The sequence below is a fragment of the Janibacter sp. GS2 genome, assembly GCF_051200835.1.
Lineage (GTDB): Bacteria > Actinomycetota > Actinomycetes > Actinomycetales > Dermatophilaceae > Janibacter.
In genome coordinates, this window is sequence record NZ_CP195161.1 from 3,285,144 (window position 1) to 3,302,123 (window position 16,980).

General features: G+C 71.8%; 19 protein-coding genes. 4 read left to right on the top strand and 15 right to left on the bottom strand.

Translation table 11 applies throughout. The features are described 5' to 3' along the window. Window positions 1–28 precede the first annotated feature (28 nt). The 5 genes from ACR9E9_RS15880 to ACR9E9_RS15900 all read right to left on the bottom strand — a co-directional run bounded on the left by ACR9E9_RS15880 (window position 29) and on the right by ACR9E9_RS15900 (window position 4,501). Window positions 29–1,492, bottom strand: a complete 1,464-nt coding sequence (locus ACR9E9_RS15880; protein WP_435200181.1) for a 1-acyl-sn-glycerol-3-phosphate acyltransferase — start codon at window positions 1,490–1,492, stop codon at window positions 29–31. After that, a complete protein-coding gene (locus ACR9E9_RS15885) occupies window positions 1,492–2,544 on the bottom strand; it encodes an NAD-dependent epimerase/dehydratase family protein (protein WP_435200183.1) in 1,053 nt (350 codons plus the stop codon). The genes ACR9E9_RS15880 and ACR9E9_RS15885 overlap by 1 nt, the downstream gene beginning before the upstream one ends. A gap of 128 nt (window positions 2,545–2,672) precedes the next feature. Next, window positions 2,673–2,771: a 30S ribosomal protein bS22 gene (locus tag ACR9E9_RS15890; protein ID WP_003792170.1), complete on the bottom strand. Its 99-nt coding sequence runs from the start codon at window positions 2,769–2,771 to the stop codon at window positions 2,673–2,675. Between the two features lie 175 nt (window positions 2,772–2,946). After that, a complete protein-coding gene (locus tag ACR9E9_RS15895) occupies window positions 2,947–3,144 on the bottom strand; it encodes a helix-turn-helix domain-containing protein (protein WP_435200186.1) in 198 nt (65 codons plus the stop codon). Between the two features lie 166 nt (window positions 3,145–3,310). Continuing rightward, on the bottom strand, window positions 3,311–4,501 hold the full coding sequence (locus ACR9E9_RS15900; protein ID WP_435200188.1) for an acetoin utilization protein AcuC: 1,191 nt from the start codon (window positions 4,499–4,501) through the stop codon (window positions 3,311–3,313). Window positions 4,502–4,566: 65 nt separating this feature from the next. On the opposite strand from ACR9E9_RS15900, the gene ACR9E9_RS15905 reads away from it, so the two are divergent. After that, on the top strand, window positions 4,567–5,235 hold the full coding sequence (locus ACR9E9_RS15905) for a potassium channel family protein (RefSeq protein WP_435200190.1): 669 nt from the start codon (window positions 4,567–4,569) through the stop codon (window positions 5,233–5,235). Window positions 5,236–5,290: 55 nt separating this feature from the next. Here ACR9E9_RS15905 and ACR9E9_RS15910 read toward each other — a convergent pair whose 3' ends face one another. The 10 genes from ACR9E9_RS15910 to ACR9E9_RS15955 form a co-directional block, all read right to left on the bottom strand. Beyond that, window positions 5,291–5,806: a GNAT family N-acetyltransferase gene (locus tag ACR9E9_RS15910; protein WP_435200192.1), complete on the bottom strand. Its 516-nt coding sequence runs from the start codon at window positions 5,804–5,806 to the stop codon at window positions 5,291–5,293. A gap of 53 nt (window positions 5,807–5,859) precedes the next feature. Beyond that, window positions 5,860–6,351 (bottom strand): GNAT family N-acetyltransferase, encoded by a 492-nt coding sequence (locus ACR9E9_RS15915; protein WP_435200194.1) that lies wholly within the window; start codon window positions 6,349–6,351, stop codon window positions 5,860–5,862. Next, on the bottom strand, window positions 6,348–7,142 hold the full coding sequence (proC, locus tag ACR9E9_RS15920; protein WP_435200196.1) for a pyrroline-5-carboxylate reductase: 795 nt from the start codon (window positions 7,140–7,142) through the stop codon (window positions 6,348–6,350). The genes ACR9E9_RS15915 and proC overlap by 4 nt, the downstream gene beginning before the upstream one ends. Before the next feature lie 36 nt (window positions 7,143–7,178). Continuing rightward, entirely contained in the window at window positions 7,179–8,123 is a 945-nt protein-coding gene (locus tag ACR9E9_RS15925) for a hypothetical protein (protein ID WP_435200198.1), read from the bottom strand. After that, on the bottom strand, window positions 8,120–9,040 hold the full coding sequence (locus ACR9E9_RS15930; RefSeq protein WP_435200200.1) for a diacylglycerol/lipid kinase family protein: 921 nt from the start codon (window positions 9,038–9,040) through the stop codon (window positions 8,120–8,122). The genes ACR9E9_RS15925 and ACR9E9_RS15930 overlap by 4 nt, the downstream gene beginning before the upstream one ends. Before the next feature lie 30 nt (window positions 9,041–9,070). After that, window positions 9,071–9,805 carry an ABC transporter permease gene (locus tag ACR9E9_RS15935; protein WP_435200202.1) on the bottom strand — a complete coding sequence of 245 codons (735 nt, stop codon included), beginning with the start codon at window positions 9,803–9,805 and terminating at the stop codon, window positions 9,071–9,073. Continuing rightward, on the bottom strand, window positions 9,802–10,524 hold the full coding sequence (locus tag ACR9E9_RS15940) for an ABC transporter ATP-binding protein (protein ID WP_435200204.1): 723 nt from the start codon (window positions 10,522–10,524) through the stop codon (window positions 9,802–9,804). The genes ACR9E9_RS15935 and ACR9E9_RS15940 overlap by 4 nt, the downstream gene beginning before the upstream one ends. Window positions 10,525–10,721: 197 nt before the next feature. Continuing rightward, window positions 10,722–11,306, bottom strand: a complete 585-nt coding sequence (locus tag ACR9E9_RS15945) for a TetR family transcriptional regulator (RefSeq protein ID WP_435200206.1) — start codon at window positions 11,304–11,306, stop codon at window positions 10,722–10,724. Next, a complete protein-coding gene (locus ACR9E9_RS15950) occupies window positions 11,306–12,142 on the bottom strand; it encodes a sugar phosphate isomerase/epimerase family protein (protein WP_435200208.1) in 837 nt (278 codons plus the stop codon). The genes ACR9E9_RS15945 and ACR9E9_RS15950 overlap by 1 nt, the downstream gene beginning before the upstream one ends. A gap of 32 nt (window positions 12,143–12,174) precedes the next feature. Next, window positions 12,175–13,101 (bottom strand): Ppx/GppA phosphatase family protein, encoded by a 927-nt coding sequence (locus tag ACR9E9_RS15955; protein ID WP_435200210.1) that lies wholly within the window; start codon window positions 13,099–13,101, stop codon window positions 12,175–12,177. A 107-nt stretch (window positions 13,102–13,208) separates the two neighbouring features. Here ACR9E9_RS15955 and ACR9E9_RS15960 point away from each other — a divergent pair, with 107 nt between their 5' ends. The 3 genes from ACR9E9_RS15960 (at window position 13,209) to radA (ending at window position 16,967) form a co-directional block, all read left to right on the top strand. Continuing rightward, window positions 13,209–14,012 carry a hypothetical protein gene (locus ACR9E9_RS15960; protein ID WP_435203687.1) on the top strand — a complete coding sequence of 268 codons (804 nt, stop codon included), beginning with the start codon at window positions 13,209–13,211 and terminating at the stop codon, window positions 14,010–14,012. After that, window positions 14,009–15,421: an FAD-binding oxidoreductase gene (locus ACR9E9_RS15965; RefSeq protein WP_435200212.1), complete on the top strand. Its 1,413-nt coding sequence runs from the start codon at window positions 14,009–14,011 to the stop codon at window positions 15,419–15,421. Before ACR9E9_RS15960 ends, ACR9E9_RS15965 begins: the two co-directional genes overlap by 4 nt. Before the next feature lie 160 nt (window positions 15,422–15,581). Continuing rightward, a complete protein-coding gene (gene radA / locus ACR9E9_RS15970) occupies window positions 15,582–16,967 on the top strand; it encodes a DNA repair protein RadA (RefSeq protein WP_435200214.1) in 1,386 nt (461 codons plus the stop codon). The last annotated feature ends 13 nt before the right edge of the window (window positions 16,968–16,980 follow it).

Sequence of the window (16,980 nt, forward strand, 5' to 3'; positions counted from 1 at the left end):
CGGGACGACGGGAGCAGCACTCCTCCTCCTAGAAGAAGACCGAGCGGCGGGTGACGAGCACCGAGTACAGCGTCTGCTGGATCGTCTCGCGCACCTGGTCGGTGAGCTCGAAGACGAGCATCGGGTCGTCCGCGGCGGATGCTCCGAGGGACGCGGTGTCGACCGGCGCCCCGAACTCGATGATCCACTTGCTCGGCAGCGGGACGAGCCCGAGCGGGCCGAGCAGCGGGAAGAAGGGGGTGATCGGCGCGTAGGGGGCACCCAGCAGCCGCGCGACGGTCTTCATGTTGCCGATCATCGGGTAGATCTCCTCGGCGCCCACGACCGAGCACGGGATGATCGGGACCTCCGAGCGGATCGCGGCGGAGACGAAGCCACCCCGACCGAAGCGCTGGAGCTTGTAGCGCTCACGGAAGGGTTTGCCGACGCCCTTGAAGCCCTCCGGCCACACCCCGACGAGCTCGCCCGCACGCAGCAGGCGCTCTGCGTCGGCATTGGATGCGAGGGTCGCCCCCGTCTTGCGCGCGAAGTCACCGACGACCGGGAGCTGGAAGACGAGGTCGGCGCCGAGCATCCGCAGGAAGCGGCCGCGCGGGTGCGCGTCGTGGATCGCCATCTGGGTGATCACCGAGTCGATGGCGACCGTGCCCGAGTGGTTGGACACGAGCAGCGCGCCACCGTCGTCGGGGATGTTCTCGATCCCCCGGACCTCGACCCGGAACCACCGGTCCTTGAGCAGTCGCAGGACGGGGAAGACGGTGTGCCGGGTGAAGTCCTCGTCGAATCCGAAGTCGTCCACGGCGTAGTCACCGCGAACCCGCCGCTGGAGGAACTCGATGGTGTCGGCGAAACGCCGCTCCCACTCCTCCCCTGCCGCAGCACCGGCTGCCTGGCCGAGGGTCCGTGAGGTCAGCTGGCCGGCCGACAGCAGCACGGACAGCAGCTCGGCGAGGCCGGGCACGACCGCCTGACCCGACTGCGTGGTCTTCGAGGAGTCGCGCTCGACGGGCTTCTCTGCGGGGACCGCCGCGTGCGTGCTGGCCCGGGTCGAGGTCGACCGCCGGGCCGGGGGACGACGCGCCGCGCCGGTGCGACGAGCCGAGGAGCGGGTCGGCGTGGCGGCGGGGGGTGAGCCGTCCGGGCCGGAGACGACCCGCAGCGCGGGCTTGCGACGTGCCGTGCTCCTCGCCCCCTTCGTCCCGCTCCCGGCGGCGGAGGCCTCGGACGAGGGCCCGGTGAGCAGGGGCGTGGTGCGACGCTTCGCGCGTTCGCCACCGGCTCGATCGGCAGCCGCAGCAACGGTGCTCGTCCGCTTCGCGGGGGCCCGCTTCGCCGGGGCGCCCTTGGTGGCGCTCGCCGTCTTCGCGGGGGCCGCCTTCTTCGTGGTGGCCTTCTTCGTGGGCGGAGACGTCGTGGCCGCGGGGGTCGTCTTCTTCGCCGTCTTCTTCGCCGTCTTCGGTGCGGCGGTCGACCGGCGGGTGCTGTCGGCCATCACTTCTCGCTCTCGCTGGTGGGCGTCTCGGCGCGCATGGCGTCCTCGGCCGCTTGGACGGCGGACCATCCGGGCTGGGCGAAGGGCAGTCGGTCCATGATCCGGCCCTTCGTGGCGCGGGCAAAGTCCTCGTAGGCCGCGCGGGTCGAGTAGGCCGGGTCGAACCCGAGGTGGTCGCGCATCCGGGTGGTGTCCAGACCGCGGCCGAAGGCGAGCATGTCCAGCTGGTCCGAGCCCATGTCCATGAGCCCGAAGCGCTTGGCCAGGTCGGTGACCGCTCCCGTGGCCATCCGCGGGACGAGGACGAAGGGGCGGCCGGCGATGTTCGCCGCCTGGCAGGCGGTGATGATCCCGTCCCCGGCGACGTTCACCGGGCCCAGACCCGGCGCGTGCACGGCGTGCGCCATCGCGGCGACGCAGTCGTCCTCGTGGACGAACTGCAACCGGGCGTCGTAGCCGAGCGGGATCGGGATCACCGGCAGGGAGAAGTGGTCGGTGAAGGCGGTGCGGATGCGCGGACCGATGACATTGGCGAAGCGCAGCGTCGTGACGTCGATGTCCGGACGCCGACGGGAGAGCCCACGCACGTACCCCTCGACCTCGACGGAGTCGCGGGCCCAGCCGGAGAGGGGCATCCGCTTCGCCGACATGTCCTCGGTGAACATCGCCGGGTCACGCGAGCTCGAGCCGTACACCCCCGCGGTCGACTTCACGACGAGCTTGGTCACCGACTCCGCGCGCTGGCACGCAGCGAGCAGCTGCATCGTGCCGATGACGTTGATCTCCTTCTGCGTCGCCCGACCACCACCGGCGCGGGGGGTCGCGATGACGCCGAAGTGCACGACGGTGTCGACGTCGTTGCCCGAGATGATCCGGCTGACGAGGGGGCTGCGGATGTCGGCGCGCATGAACTCCGCGCGCCCGATGCCGTGCCTGGGCGGCACGACGTCGACACCGATGATCCGATCGACACCCTCGTCGCGGCTCAGCCGTCGCGCGAAGGCACCCCCGAGGTGGCGAGAGACCCCGACCACGAGCACGGTCCTGGGCACGGCACACCTCCTGTCTGGGCAGCGGCCACACCGGCCACGCTGTGGGCAGCCTAACCCCCCACCAGCGGCCGGGGACGGCGAAGGGGGCCCGGCCCGGATCTCCTCCGGTCGGGCCCCCTTCGCGCGGGTCACTTCTTGTTGCGACGCTGGTGACGCGTCTTGCGCAGCAGTTTGCGGTGCTTCTTCTTCGCCATCCGCTTGCGGCGCTTCTTGATGACGGAACCCATGCGTTGTCCTTCGCGTTCGTGGTCGATGTTTTCGGCGGCGGCTCGTGCGATGCACTCCTGCGGAGCAGACACCACCGAGAGCGTCAGGCGTGTGAGTCTATCCCGTGCTGCGCACCGCGATGACCACGGGACTCCCCAGCGGGAGACCCGTGGTCTGCTGCGCGCGGCCGGGCACTCAGGCGGTCTCCACGTAGGAGGTGTCGAGGTAGGTGTGCACGGCGTCCTCGGGGACGCGGAAACTGCGACCGACGCGGACGGCCGGAAGATCGCCGTTGTGGACCATCCGGTACACGGTCATCTTCGAGACACGCATGATCGACGCGACCTCAGCCACGGTGAGGAAATGCACCTCACCCAGACGGTCGTTGGACATGTGCACCTCGATATCTGCAGGTTCGCTCCGCCGGCCGGTACCGACGGACGTCAACGAGCCCTACAGGTGTCCACCATAGAGGCTGATGTGACGGCTGGGAAGACGGTCGCGGGGTCAATCCACGCAAAGTCCACTCGACACGCCGTACGCGGGCGACCTGTCGGGATCAGTCGAACCAGACGTCGAGGTTGTGGAGCGGGAAAACCGCCTCCCGGGTCGCCATGATGGCTCGGTCCACGCCGTGGTGCGGGTTGTACCCCATCGCCCAGGGCTGCACCCAGATCGGCAGGTCCTCGGCGGGCAGGTCACCCATCGTGACCGGCCCCGGCTGCCCCCCGACGAGCTCGACGTGGTCGCGCCACTCCTGCGGGGTCTCCGTGGCGGCGGGCACCGGGTGGTGGGCTGCGATGGCCGTGAGGTGCGTCCAGGCCCGTGGGACCGCGCTCGTGACGTCGTACCCCCCACCGCCGAACGCGAGCCAGCGGCCGTCCGCGACCTCGTGGGCGAGGCGGTGCAGGTTCACGGCCGCCTGGCGCTGCGCGTCGAGCGAGATCGCCATGTGCGCCAAGGGATCCTCACGATGGGTGTCGCACCCGTGCTGGGTGAGCAGGACCTGCGGCTCGAAGGCCCGCACCACAGGGGCCGCGACGGAGGTGATCGCCCGCAGCCACGGACCATCGACGACTCCCGGAGGCAGCGCGACGTTGACCGCGGTGCCCTCGGCCCCCGGGCCGCCGGTCTCTGCCGGCCAGCCGGTGCCCGGGAAGAGGGTTCGCCCCGACTCGTGCACGGAGACGGTGAGCACGCGGGGGTCGTCGTAGAAGAGTGCCTGGACCCCGTCGCCGTGGTGGACGTCGACGTCGACATAGGCCACGCGCTCCGCGCCGTGGTCGAGGAGCCACTGGATCGCGGCGCCGATGTCGTTGTAGATGCAGAAGCCGGCCGCCCGGTCGCGCATGGCGTGGTGCATGCCACCGGTGAAGTTCACCCCGTGATCGGCCTCGCCGGCCCACACGCGGCGAGCGATCTCGACGGACCCGGCGACGATGCGCGCGCTCGACTCGTGGATCCCCGCGAAGGCGGGCACGTCGTCGGTACCGATCCCCCACTGCCCGTCGGCGGTCCCCGGGTCTGCGGAGATGGCCCGGACGGCCTCGACGTAGTCCGGGTCGTGCACGCTCGTCAGGACGTCGTCCTCGGCGGCGGCCACGTCGATGACCTCGACCTGGTCGAAGACACCCAGGCCCTGGCACAGTCGCGCCGTGAGGTCCAGACGGATCGGGGCCATGGGGTGGCCGGCTCCGAAGTCGTACTTCGTGAAGTCGTCGCCCCAGATGGCGCACGCCTGTGTGCTCATGCCGCAGACGCTACCCCGGCTAGGGTCGTGTCCTCACGACGGCTCGACGATCGAAGGGAATGCACGTGGGACGCAATCGCCTGCACAACGAGGACGTCCTCGTCATCGGCCTGGGCCGCTTCGGTGGCGCCGTGGCCACGGAGCTGCACCGACTCGGCAACCGGGTCACCGCGCTCGAGCTCGATCCCGTGCTCGCCGAGACCTACCTCGGCCGGGTCGGCCGCATCGTCCAGGGAGATGCCACGTCGGTGGCCATGATCGAAGAGCTCAAGCCGCACACCTTCTCCGCCAGCGTGCTCGGCGTCGGCTCCTCCATCGAGGCCTCGGTGCTCGCCGCCGTGAACCTCATCGACAACGAGTCGCCCAAGGTGTGGGCCAAGGCGGTCTCGCCGGCACACGCGCGCATCCTCAACCGGATCGGCGTCCACCACGTCCTCTCGCCCGAGATCGAGTCGGGCCATCGACTGGCCCACCTCATCGGCAGTCGGCTCATGGACTACATCGAGTTCGACGACGGCTTCGCCATCGTCAAGATGACCCCGCCGTCCGAGGCGGTCGGCTTCACGCTCGCCCAGTCGGACATCCGTCAGAAGTACGGCGTCACCGTCGTCGGGGTGAAGTCGCCGGGACAGGACTTCACCTATGCCCGCCCGGAGACCAAGGTGCGCAGCGGGGACCTGATCATCGTCAGCGGCCCGACCGCGCTCATCGAGCGGATGGCTGCGCGACCCTGACCTCCACCGACGGATCGGCCCGGGGTCGGGTCGTCCCCGGTGGGACGGGGCAGGGTCAGGCGCGGTCCTCGCCGAGGGCGAGGACGAGAGCGATCTCGTCCTCGGTCGACTCACCGCTGGCGACCCGCATCGGGCGACGCTCGTCAGTGGGTCGGAAGCCGAAGCTCGAGGCGAAGGCGACGGCACGGCCGTTGTCCGAACCGACCCAGTAGAAGAGCTGGCCGAAGCCCTTGCTCTCGGCGACGAGGGCGCTCTGGCGCACCAGGCTGGCGGCGACACTCCGCCCGCGCCAGTCGGGGCGCACCCACAGTCCGAAGAGCTGGCCGCCGTTCTCGGCATCGCTCTCGGTGGCGTCGCCGACACTCGCGACCCCGACCTGCTCCCCGTCGCTCTCCGCCACGAGGCGCGCGCTGCGCGCCATCCGCTTGCGCCAGAACTCCTCGGGCTGGGCGGCCTCGGCGTCGTGGTCGGCCACGAAGGCATCCGGAGACTCCTGCAGCGCTTCCAGCCGAAGGCTGCGGTAGGTCTCCCACTCGTCCTCGGTCAGCGCGCGCACAGTAATCTCATTCATGGCAGCACTCTCTCATCCCGGGAGCCGAATCGGCAGGCCGGGTCACCCACTGTTCACCGTCCCGGCGCGATCCCGTGGGTCGTCGCGACCATGCGGGAACACCCGGGGACGTCACCGCACGTCCCGTCGAGGACGAACCCCAACCGGCTGTAGCAGGCCACCGCCCGCGGGTTGTCGAGCATGACGTGCAGTCGCACGACCCCCGCCCCCTCGGCCACGGCACGGTCGCGGCAGGCGATGACCAGCGCATCCGCGACCCCCGTGCCACGCGCGTGAGCGGCCACCCACATGGCGACGATCTCGGCATCGGTCCCCGGCTCCGGCCGAAGGAGCGTCGCCGTGCCCAGCGGCAGCCCGTCCTCGCGCTCGGCCAGGAAGACCGGCTGCCCGGTGCGCTCACGCCACGTCGTCTCGGTGAAGCCCACCTCACGGCCGAAGCTGCTGCCATAGGCACCCGGGGTGTCGAGGAGCATGGCCAACCGCACGGACCGGTGCAGCTGCCAGTCCTCCTCGCCGAGCCGACGGACCGACCAGGGCCCGGTCATCGTCCGGCGGAGCGATCGGCGCAGGCAGTCACGGCATCGGCGAAGGCATGGCGCAGCCCGTGGGCCTCCAACCGGGCCAGCGCTGCCGCGGTGGCCCCTCCCGGGGAGGTGACCTGGGCCCGCAGCACCGTGGGCTCCTCACCGGTCTCGGCCAGCATCGCGCCGGCACCGCGCACGGCCTGCGTGGCCAGGGTCAGCGCGTCGGCCCGGGCCAGGCCCCGGGCGACACCGGCGTCAACGAGCGCCTCGACCACGAGGTAGACGTAGGCCGGCGCCGAACCGGACAGCGCCGTGGCGGCATCCTGCTGGGACTCCGGCAGCACGAGGGTCCGCCCGGTCGGCTCGAGGAGCTCACGCACGCGCGCGAGCCGCTCGTCGGTGACCTCCGCCGCCGGGCTGAGCACGGTCATGCCCACACCGACCTTGGCCGGGGTGTTGGGCATGCCGCGGATGACCGCGGTCCCCTCGGGCAGCCCGGAGGCGAGATCCGCGAGGGAGACCCCGAGGGCGAGCGACAGGACGATCGAGTCGGGACGAAGGGAGGGGGCGATCTCCTCGAGCAGGCCCGCCACCGAGTAGGGCTTGACCGTGATGAGGTGCACCTCGGCGCGCGCCGCCGCCGGGGCGGCGTCGACGACCTCGACCCCCGCGAGGTGGGCATAGCGCTCGCGCAACCGGGCGGCGCTCTCCGGCCGTCCGCCGACGGCGAGGACCTCCCCTTCGCCACCGCCCGCAAGCGCCTCGAGGATCGCGCTGCCCATCGAGCCGACTCCATAGATCGCCGTCGTCATCTGTGCTCCTCGTGTCGTGGTGGGCTGCCAGCGTAGTCAGCCCTGGCCGGCGAGCACCGCGGCCAGGCTGCGCAGGCCGGAGGGCCGACGGGCGAGGTCCTCGAGGTAGTCGAGCCACCGGGACCCGTAGGGCACGAGGACGCGGACCCGGTGGCCGGCGTCCGCCGTGCGCATCTGCAGGTCGGGCTGGGCGCCGAGGAAGAACTGGTACTCCAGGCCCTCCGGGCCCCGTCCCGACTGGTCGGCCAGACCATCGGCGAGATCGAGCAGGAGCGGCTCGTGGGTGGCGACGACCGTGTGCGAGCCGGAGCCGAGGAGGATGGCCAGGCAGCGGGCGTAGGCGAGATCGGCCTCGTGCGGGTCCTGCCAGCTGTCGGTGCCGGAGGAGCCGGTCCCTCCCCGCACCAGCCGCACCCTCGCACCGGACCCCGCGAGCCGTGCGGCGTCGACCTCGCTGCGGTGACGGCGCGCGACGAGCGAGGTGGTCAGGCGCGGGTGATCCTCGCGGGTGCGCTCGACGAGGTCGAGGAGGGAGTCGACGTCCTCGACGGCACCGGAGCGCAGCGTGATGTCCACCCGGTGCGCGTCACCGACGGCGCAGACCCGGGCGAGCGCCGCCGCGGCCCGGGCGGGGTCGACGCCCAGCCCGAGGTGCTCGGGAGCCAGATAGATCTCCGGGTGGTAGTCGCCACCCGCGGTGACGGGCGCGACCCGCTCGATGGCGGTCACCGCCTCGGTGACCGTGCGGTCGATCCCCCCGGTGTCGGTCACCGGCTCCAGGAGCGGGTGCAGCGCGGCCATTCGGTGGGTCCGGCGCAATCGCTGCGCCTCCGCGACGGCGTCGTCGACCTGTCCGCCCGCGACGAACCGCCTCCGGGCCGCGGCCACGACCGCCGTGCGGGCGACCCGGTCCCGGTACCGCGGGGAGTTCAAGCTGTCGAGGGTGCGCGCACGCACGAGGTCCGCGATCGGGCGGGTCATGAGGTCTCCCTCCTCGAGTGCAACCGGTAGGCATCGGGCACGACGCGCCAGCTCCGCTCACGGACGGGGTCCAGTGCCTCGCCGTCGGCGTTCGCCCCGACCTTCTCGTGCATCCCGGTGACGGTGACCGTGCGCGCCCGCAGGGAGATGACGTCGTCGAGCTCGGTGTGCCGACCGCGGTTGACGCGAAAGGCGTACCGCAGTCGCCTCGACGGCGAGATGGCCCGGGAGACGACGACCTCGGCCCGACCGTCGCCGGGCTTCGCGCCGGGAGCGATCGGGGTGCCTCCTCCGACGGTCCGGCCGATCGTCACGGCCACCTGGAGGACGCGGTGGTCACCGCTGACGACGACCCGGTCGTCGGCGACGACCCTGAGGTGCCGGCCGCGCTGGCCGAACCCGGCCGCGACGCCGCCGATGACGTAGCCGAGGGCGCCGAGGTGCAGCGCGCCGAGGCGTTCCTTCCACGGTGCGGCGATGCGGCCGGCCTCCTCGCCGACACCCATGTGGACGGCATTGGTGACGATCCGTTGGTCATCGTCGATGAGGACGTCGACGGGTTGCGCCCGGCCGCTGACGATGACGCGCGCGGCCTCGGTCGAGTCCGTCGGCAGGCCGAGCGTCCTGGCGAAGTCGTTGCCCGTCCCCATCGGCAGCAGGCCGACCGTGGGCGGGTCCTGCCCGAGCCCGCCGGTGCGGCACAGCGCGGTGACGAAGGCGTTGAGCGAGCCGTCCCCGCCGGCCACCACCACCTCGCGACCGTCGCGAGCGGCGACCGCGTCGGTGAGCTCGTCGAGGGTGTCCGTGGTGACCACTCGCACGTCGCCCTCTGCGCGCAGGATCGCGAGCGCCTCGTCCAGGCGGGCACGATCGCTGGAGCCCGCAGAGGCGTTGGCGATGAAGAGGAAGCGTCTCACCCGGGCAGCCTACGGTCCCGGACGGACAGCTCAGGCAGTGCGGCGGCGCAGGGTCAGGCTGCCGAGGGTGAGCGCGAGGACGATCCAGGCGGCGATGACGAGGAACGGCAGCCCGAGGTCCTCGATCGGCTCGGCGCTGCGGGCGACGGCGCTCGCGGCGTCGACGACGTACGACAGGGGCAGGACGTCCGAGACCAGCTCGAGGGCACGGGGCAGTTGCTCCCGGGGTACGAGCAGGCCGCACAGGAGGAACTGCGGCAGGACGGTCGCCGGCATGAGCTGCACGGCCTGGAACTCCGTCGTGGCGAAAGCCGAGGCGAAGAGCCCCAGCGTCGTGCCGAGCACGCCACTGGCCACGACCACGACGACGAGCCATACCGGCGACGCCGCGGTGTCCAGACCGAGGAGCCAGACGGACACGGCGGTCACGACGACCCCTTGCACCACGGCGAGCAGCCCGAAGCCCAGGGCGTAGCCGAGAACGAGGTCGCCCTTGCCCATGGGCGTGGTCAGGAGCCGCTCGAGGGTGCCGCTCGTGCGCTCACGCAGCGTCGCGACGCTCGTGACGACGAACATGATGACGAAGGGGAAGATCGTCACGAGGACGGGTCCGGTGCGCTCGAAGAGCGTCCCTTCGACGTAGATCCACGCGAGCAGGCTCATGAAGAGCACCGGCATGAGGAGCAGCAGGGCCAGGGTCCGGCGGTCCCGGGTGACCTGCCGGAGCACTCGAGCGGCGGTGACGAGCGTCAGTCGGGGGTTCATGCCGTCACCTCCTCGACGAGGGCGAGGAAGGCGCCCTCGGTATCGGCCGCCCCGGTGTTCTCGAGAAGGTGGGCGGGCGTGTCATCGGCGAGGACCTCCCCTTCGCGCAGGAGGACCAAGCGGTCGCAGCGACTCGCCTCGTCCATGACGTGGCTGGAGACGAGGATCGTCACCCCGTCATCGGCCAGCCGGCGGAAGAGGGCCCACAGGTCCCGACGCAGCACCGGATCGAGGCCGACGGTGGGTTCGTCGAGGACGAGGACCTCCGGGTCCCCGACGAGCGCCGCGGCCAGGCTGGCCCGGCTGCGCTGCCCACCGGAGAGGGCATCGGTGCGGGATCGCGCGTGGGAGGCGAGGTCGACGCGCTCGATCGCTGCGGCCGCGGCCGCCGAAGGGTCGCCCACACCGAGGATCCGGGCGAAGTGGCCGACGTTCTCACTCACCGTGAGGTCGCCGTAGACGCTCGGTGACTGGGTCACGTAGCCCACTCGCGAGCGCAACCCGGCATGGCCGGCAGGGAGCCCGAGGACCTCGATGTCACCGGTGACGATCCGCTGGACACCGACGACAGCGCGCATCACGGTCGACTTCCCGCCGCCGCTCGGGCCGAGCAGTCCGACGATCTGGCCGGTCGGCACCCGCAGGGCCAGGTCGGGGATGACGAGGCGGCCACCGCGCACGACCCGCAGTCCGCTGATCTCGATCGCATAATTCATCATGTGATGAATTCTCCTCCCCTGCGCCCCCGTGCACAATCCCCCCACCGCATCTGCCTAGGCAGATGCGGATGGGCGGGCGCAGGCCCGCACGTGCCTAGGCAGATGCGGATGGGTGCGCGCAGGCGTCGCACCTGCCTAGGCAGATGCAGGGTCGGGGGGTGGGTGGTGGGGGGTGGGTGGTGGTGCGCGGCGTGCGGTCAGCCGACGAGGAGTCGCTGGACGGTGGGCGCCAGGAGGGCGACGATCTCCTCCGGCTCGGCCTCGACCATCGCGGGCACGCGGACGACGTATCGCAGCATCCCCGTGCCGACAAGCTGGGCGCCGGCCGCGGCGACCGCGAGATCCCCGGCCCCCTCCCCTTCGCCGGACACCCCGACGATCCGCGCGAAGATGCTGCGGACCACGAAGTCACGCAGCAGGTGCGCAGCCTCCTCGTGGGTCGCCACCGCACCGACCACCGCCTGGAAGCGTGCCCGCCCCTCAGGGCTGTCCCAGACCATGAGGAAGGTGCGCACGATGCGCTCGCCGGCGGCCTCGCGGGGACCGGTGACGGCTGCCGCGATCTCGTCCTCGATCCCCGCGGGGACACCGATGACCTCGGCGAAGAGCGCCGGCTTGCCCTCGAAGTAGTGGTGCACCAGGGCCGGATCGACGCCGGCCCCACGGGCGACCGCGCGCACCGAGGTGCCGTCGAAGCCCTTCGTCGCGAAGAGCTCACGGGCGGCCGCGATGATCTCGGCCCGGGTGTCCCCTCCCCCGGACCGCCGGCCCCGCGCGCCCATCAGGACGCCGAGTCGGCCGCGGGTCCGTCCACGACGGGGTGGTCGAGGTGGCCGAGGTGCCGGCGCGCGAAGTCGAGCGACTCGCGCAGGTCGACCTCGCGCTCCTGGGGCCGCCGGCGGGTCGCGACCTCGAGGACGACCGCGCCCCGGAAGCCGTTGCCGGCGACGTGTTCGAGGACCTCGACGCAGGGCTGGGTCCCGCGGCCGGGGACGAGGTGATCGTCCTTGAGCGTCGTCAGCATGCCGTCGGCGAGGTGGATGTGGGCGAGGCGCTGGTCGAGGTCGCGCACCATCTGCAGGGCGTCGCTGCGCGCGGTCGCGGTGTGCGACAGGTCGATCGTCACGTGGTCGTAGGGCTGCGGCACCGGGTCCCAGTGGGGCAGGTAGGCCTGCACCTGCCGTCCGCGGGCGGCCCACGGGAACATGTTCTCGACGGCCAGGATGATCCCGGTGTCCCGTTCCCGCTCGGCCACCCCGTCAGCGAAGTCGCGTGCGTACTCCTTCTGCCAGCGGAAGGGGGGATGGAGCACCACGGTCGGCGCACCGACCTCCTGGGCCAGCTCGATCGACTTGTCGACCTTGCCCCACGGGTCGTTGCTCATGACGCGCTGGGTCAGCAGCAACGTCGGGGCGTGGATGGAGACGATGCTCAGGCCATGGTGATCGGCAAGCGCCCTGAGCGCACCGGCGTTCTGCGAGATCGGGTCGGTCCAGACCATGACCTCGATCCCGTCGTAGCCGAGGTCCGCCGCGCGCTCGAAGGCAGCCGCAGCCCCCTCCGGGTAGACGGAGGCGGTGGAAAGGGCCACCGGGATCCGGTGCGCTGGATCAGCCATGGGACTGACCCTAGACCTCGCCGACGGACAGGTCAGACCATGAGGTCGAGATATCGCAGCAGCACGCCCTCGCGCAGCGCCCACGGGCAGATCGTCAGCTCGTCCACCCCGAGCAGGTCCATCGCGGCCTCGGCGACGATGCCGCCGGCGAGGATCTGGTGGGCGCGTGGGGCCGACACACCGGGAAGGGAGGTGCGCTCCTTGGCACTCATCGAGCCGATCCGGGAGATGGTCTCGCGGACATCGTCCAGGCGCAGGCGCCGAAGCACGTAGGGCCCGTCCGCGCTCGGCGCGGCACCGGAGATGCGCGCCAGCGAGCGCATCGTCTTGCTCGTGCCGACGACGCTGTCCGGGGTGGAGGCCTTGGCGTAGGGGCGGATCTCCTTGGCGAGCGTCGCGCGCACCCGCAGCCGCGCGGCCTTGATCTCCTCGCCGGTCGGCGGGTTGCCGGGCAGCAGCTCGCGGGTCACGCGACCGGCACCGAGGAGGAGGGACTTCGCGACGTCCGGCTCCTCGTCATCACCCAGGGTCAGCTCCAGGGAGCCGCCACCGATGTCCACGACGAGCAGGTGGCCCGCGGACCAGCCCACCCAGCGGCGGGCGGCGAGGAAGGTCAGTCGCGCCTCGTCCGGGCCGTCGAGGACCTCGAGGTCGACGCCCGTCTCGGACCGCACCCGGGCGAGGACCTCCTCCCCGTTGGGCGACTCACGGATGGCGCTCGTGGCGAAGGCGAGGATCTCCTCACACCCCTGCTCCTCGGCGACGTCGAGGCACTCGCGGACGAAGCGGGAGAGGTTCGCCGCGCCGATCTCGTCGATCGCGCCGTCGTCGTCGACGTGCTCGGACAGCCGCAGCAGCATCTTGTGGGAGGTCGCGGGAATGGGCGCCGCGCCGTGGTGGGCGTCGACGACCAGTAGGTGGACGGTGTTCGATCCGACGTCGATGACCCCAAGGCGCACGCGCCCACAGTAGACGGACCCGCGGGCCGGTGTGGCGCACCGCCATGCGACGTAGAGTGGCGGCCGTGGAGCACGACACCCCGCAGCACCCTGACGAGACCGACCTGATGACGAGCCGCACCTGGGTCGAGTTCGACGACCCGGGTGAGGACGGTCAGCGATTCCGCTGCGACCTCACGTGGCTGACGTCGTCGTGGACGTGCATCTTCGGCAACGGGTGCCACGGGATCGATGCGGACAAACCCGACTTCGGCTGCTGCGTCCTCGGCGCGCACTTCACCGACAAGGACGACCTCACCCGGGTGAAGGCGATCGTCGACGAGCTCGGTGAGGACGAGTGGCAGCTGCATCCCGGCACCACCCGCCGGTCCGCGTGGACGGAGAAGGAGGACGGCGACCTCAAGACGAAGGTGGTCGACGGCGCCTGCATCTTCTTCAACCGCCCGGGCTTCCCCGCCGGCGCCGGTTGCGCCCTCCACCAGCACGCGGTGCTCACCGACGTCGAGCCGCACACCGTCAAGCCCGATGTCTGCTGGCAGCTGCCGATCCGGCGCACCTACCGGACCGTGGAGCTGCCGGACGAGAGCAGCTACCTCGAGGTGAGCATCGGCGAGTACGACCGTCGTGGCTGGGGCCCCGGCGGGCACGAGCTCGACTGGTACTGCTCGGGCAGCTCCGACGCGCACGTCGCCGTCGACCCCGTCTACATCACCGAGCGCCCCGGGCTCATCGAGCTCATGGGCCAGGAGGGCTACGACGAGCTGGCGGTGCGGTGCGAGGCGCACCTGGCGCTCGTCTCCGCGGCCACCGGGACGTCGGGGGGCGCGGCCCACCCTTCGCCCGCCGGCCGGTCGCTGCTGCCGCTGCTCGTCCACCCGGCGACCCTGGCCGCGCAGGAGTCGAGCGGATGAGCGACGCGCTCGAGCTCGTCCGCGCGCAGCTGGCTCCCGCGGTGAGCGAGGGCGCGCTCGTGATCGACCCGGACGTCGTGGGCAACCACTCCCGCGACGAGGCGCTCTTCTGCCCCGGCGAGGGCGCACTCGCCCTCGTGCGCGCCCGGACGGTCGAGGACGTCCGGGCCACCCTGCGCTTCGCCTCCCGACACCGTGTGCCGGTGGTCCCCCAGGGCGCCCGGACCGGCCTGTCCGGGGGCGCCAACGCCGTCCCGGGCTGCCTCCTGCTGTCCGTCGAGGGGATGACACGGATCCTCGACATCGACCCCGGCGAGCGCACGGTGACCGTCGAGCCGGGGATCATCAACCAGGACCTCAAGGACGCGCTGCTCGAGCACGATCTCACCTATCCACCCGATCCCGGGTCGGTCGCGATCTCCTCCATCGGTGGCAATGTCGCGACGAACGCCGGTGGGCTGTGCTGCGTGAAGTACGGGGTGACGCGCGACTACGTGCGCCGGCTCAAGGTGGTCCTCGCGGACGGCACCCTGACGACGATCGGCACGGCGACGGCGAAGGGGGTTGCCGGGCTGGACCTGCGCGGGCTCTTCGTCGGGTCGGAGGGGACCCTCGGCGTCATCGTCGAGATCACCCTGCGCCTCGTGCCACGGCTGCCGCCACCGCTCACTGCGGTGGCGACCTTTGCCGACGAGCGTGCCGGGGCGCAGGCGGTCTCGACGTTCATCGCCTCCGGCGCGCAGCCGTCGATGCTCGAGTCCCTCGATCGCACGACGCTCGACATGCTCAACGACTACGGCGACTTCGGCCTCGACGACCGTGCGGGCGTCATGCTGCTCATGCAGTCCGACGGCGGCGGCCACCCGGAGACGGCCCTGGCCGAGGTCGAGGCCTTCGCCGAGCACGCCCGCGCCGGGGGTGCGATCGACGTCGTCTTCTCGGACGATGCGGCGGACACCGAGGCCCTCGTCGCCACCCGGCGCCTGGCGCAGCCGTCCTACGAGCGGTACGCCCACGCGCACGGCGGTGGACAGCTGCTCGACGACGTCTGCCTGCCGCGCGAGCAGCTGCCGACCTTCTACGAGCGCCTCGAGGCGATCCGCGCCTCCTCCGGCCTGACCATCGCGAGCGTCGCCCACGCCGGCGACGGCAATGTCCACCCCGCGGTCTTCTTCGATGCCTCCGACCCGGACGAGGTCTCCCGGGCGGACACGGCCTTCGACGAGATCATGGCGCTCGGGCTCGAGCTGGGGGGCACGATCACCGGTGAGCACGGTGTCGGCTTCCTCAAGCGCGGGTGGCTCGCGCGGGAGCTCGACGAGGGCAACCGCGGCATCCACCGAGCGGTCAAGGCGGCGCTCGACCCCCTGGGGATCCTCAACCCGGGCAAGATGTTCGCCGACCTGTGATGCCGGGGCACGGCGCCCCCTTCGCGCAGCCCGTGTGCCTGACGGCAGTACGCGCGCGTGTGCTCCGATATTGCGGGACACAGGTGTGCCGAGCGCCGTCACCCGAGGACGAAGGGTGTGACCTCCGTGGATGTCACCGGCGGCACGTAGGTTCTCACCCATGGTGACGAAGAAGGGACCGGCCTACCGGTGCACCGAGTGCGACTGGACGAGCGTGAAGTGGGTCGGCCGCTGCGGCGAGTGCCAGGCGTGGGGCTCCGTCGAGGAGATCGGCGGCACGACGACGCGCACCATCGCGGCCACCCGGGTGGAGCGACCCGCCGTCCCAATCCGTGACGTCGACGGAGCGCAGGCCAGCCACCGCAGCTCCGGGGTCCCCGAGTTCGACCGGGTGCTCGGCGGGGGCCTCGTCCCCGGGTCCGTCGTGCTCATCGCCGGCGAGCCCGGCATCGGCAAGTCCACCCTGCTGCTCGACGTGGCCGCCCGGGTCGGGGAGGGCCGTCGGGTGCTCTACATCAGCGGCGAGGAGTCGGCCGCACAGGTGCGCGGACGGGCCGAGCGCATCGGGGCGATCACCGACGGTCTCTACCTCGCGTCCGAGACCGACCTGGCGACGGTGCTCGCGCAGATCGAGCAGGTGCAGCCCGACCTCGTCGTCATCGACTCCGTCCAGACCGTCGCCTCGGCCGAGATCGACGGCGCCGCAGGCAATGTCGGGCAGGTCCGCGAGGTCGCCGGGGCGCTGATCCAGGCGGCGAAGGCCGCCGGCTTCGCCATGCTCCTCGTGGGTCACGTCACCAAGGACGGATCCATCGCCGGCCCCCGGGTGCTCGAGCACCTCGTCGACGTCGTCGTCCAGTTCGACGGCGACCGGCACTCCCGGCTGCGGCTCGTGCGCGCGGTGAAGAACCGCTACGGCCCCACCGACGAGGTGGGCTGCTTCGACCTGCACGACACCGGGATCGTCGGCCTGAGCGACCCGAGCGGCCTCTTCCTCTCCAGTCGCCACATCACCGTGCCCGGCACGTGCGCGACCGTCACCCTCGAGGGCCGCCGCCCGCTGGTCGTCGAGGTGCAGGCACTCGTCACCCCGTCGCAGATCCCGACGCCGCGACGGGCCAGCGTCGGTCTCGACAGCGGCCGGGTGGCGATGATCATCGCCGTGCTGGACAAGCGCGCGGGCGCGCCGATCGTGGGTGCCGACACCTACGTCTCCACCGTCGGCGGGGTGAAGATCACCGAGCCCTCGAGCGATCTCGCCGTCGCGGTCTCGATCGCGAGCGCCGTGCTCGACGAGCCGGTCACGCACGACCTGCTGGCCCTGGGCGAGGTCGGTCTCAGCGGCGAGGTGCGCCCGGCGGTCGGCGTCGGCCGACGGCTGATCGAGGCCGCACGGCTCGGGTTCCGCACCGCTTTGGTCCCGAAGGGGGCGCTGGCCGACGCCGACCCGCCCCCGGGGATGGAGGTCGTCGAGGTCGTCGACGTCGCGTCGGCGATCGAGCACGTCCGCTCCCACAGACCGTCGGGCCGACTGCGACCGGTGTGACGATCTAGACTCC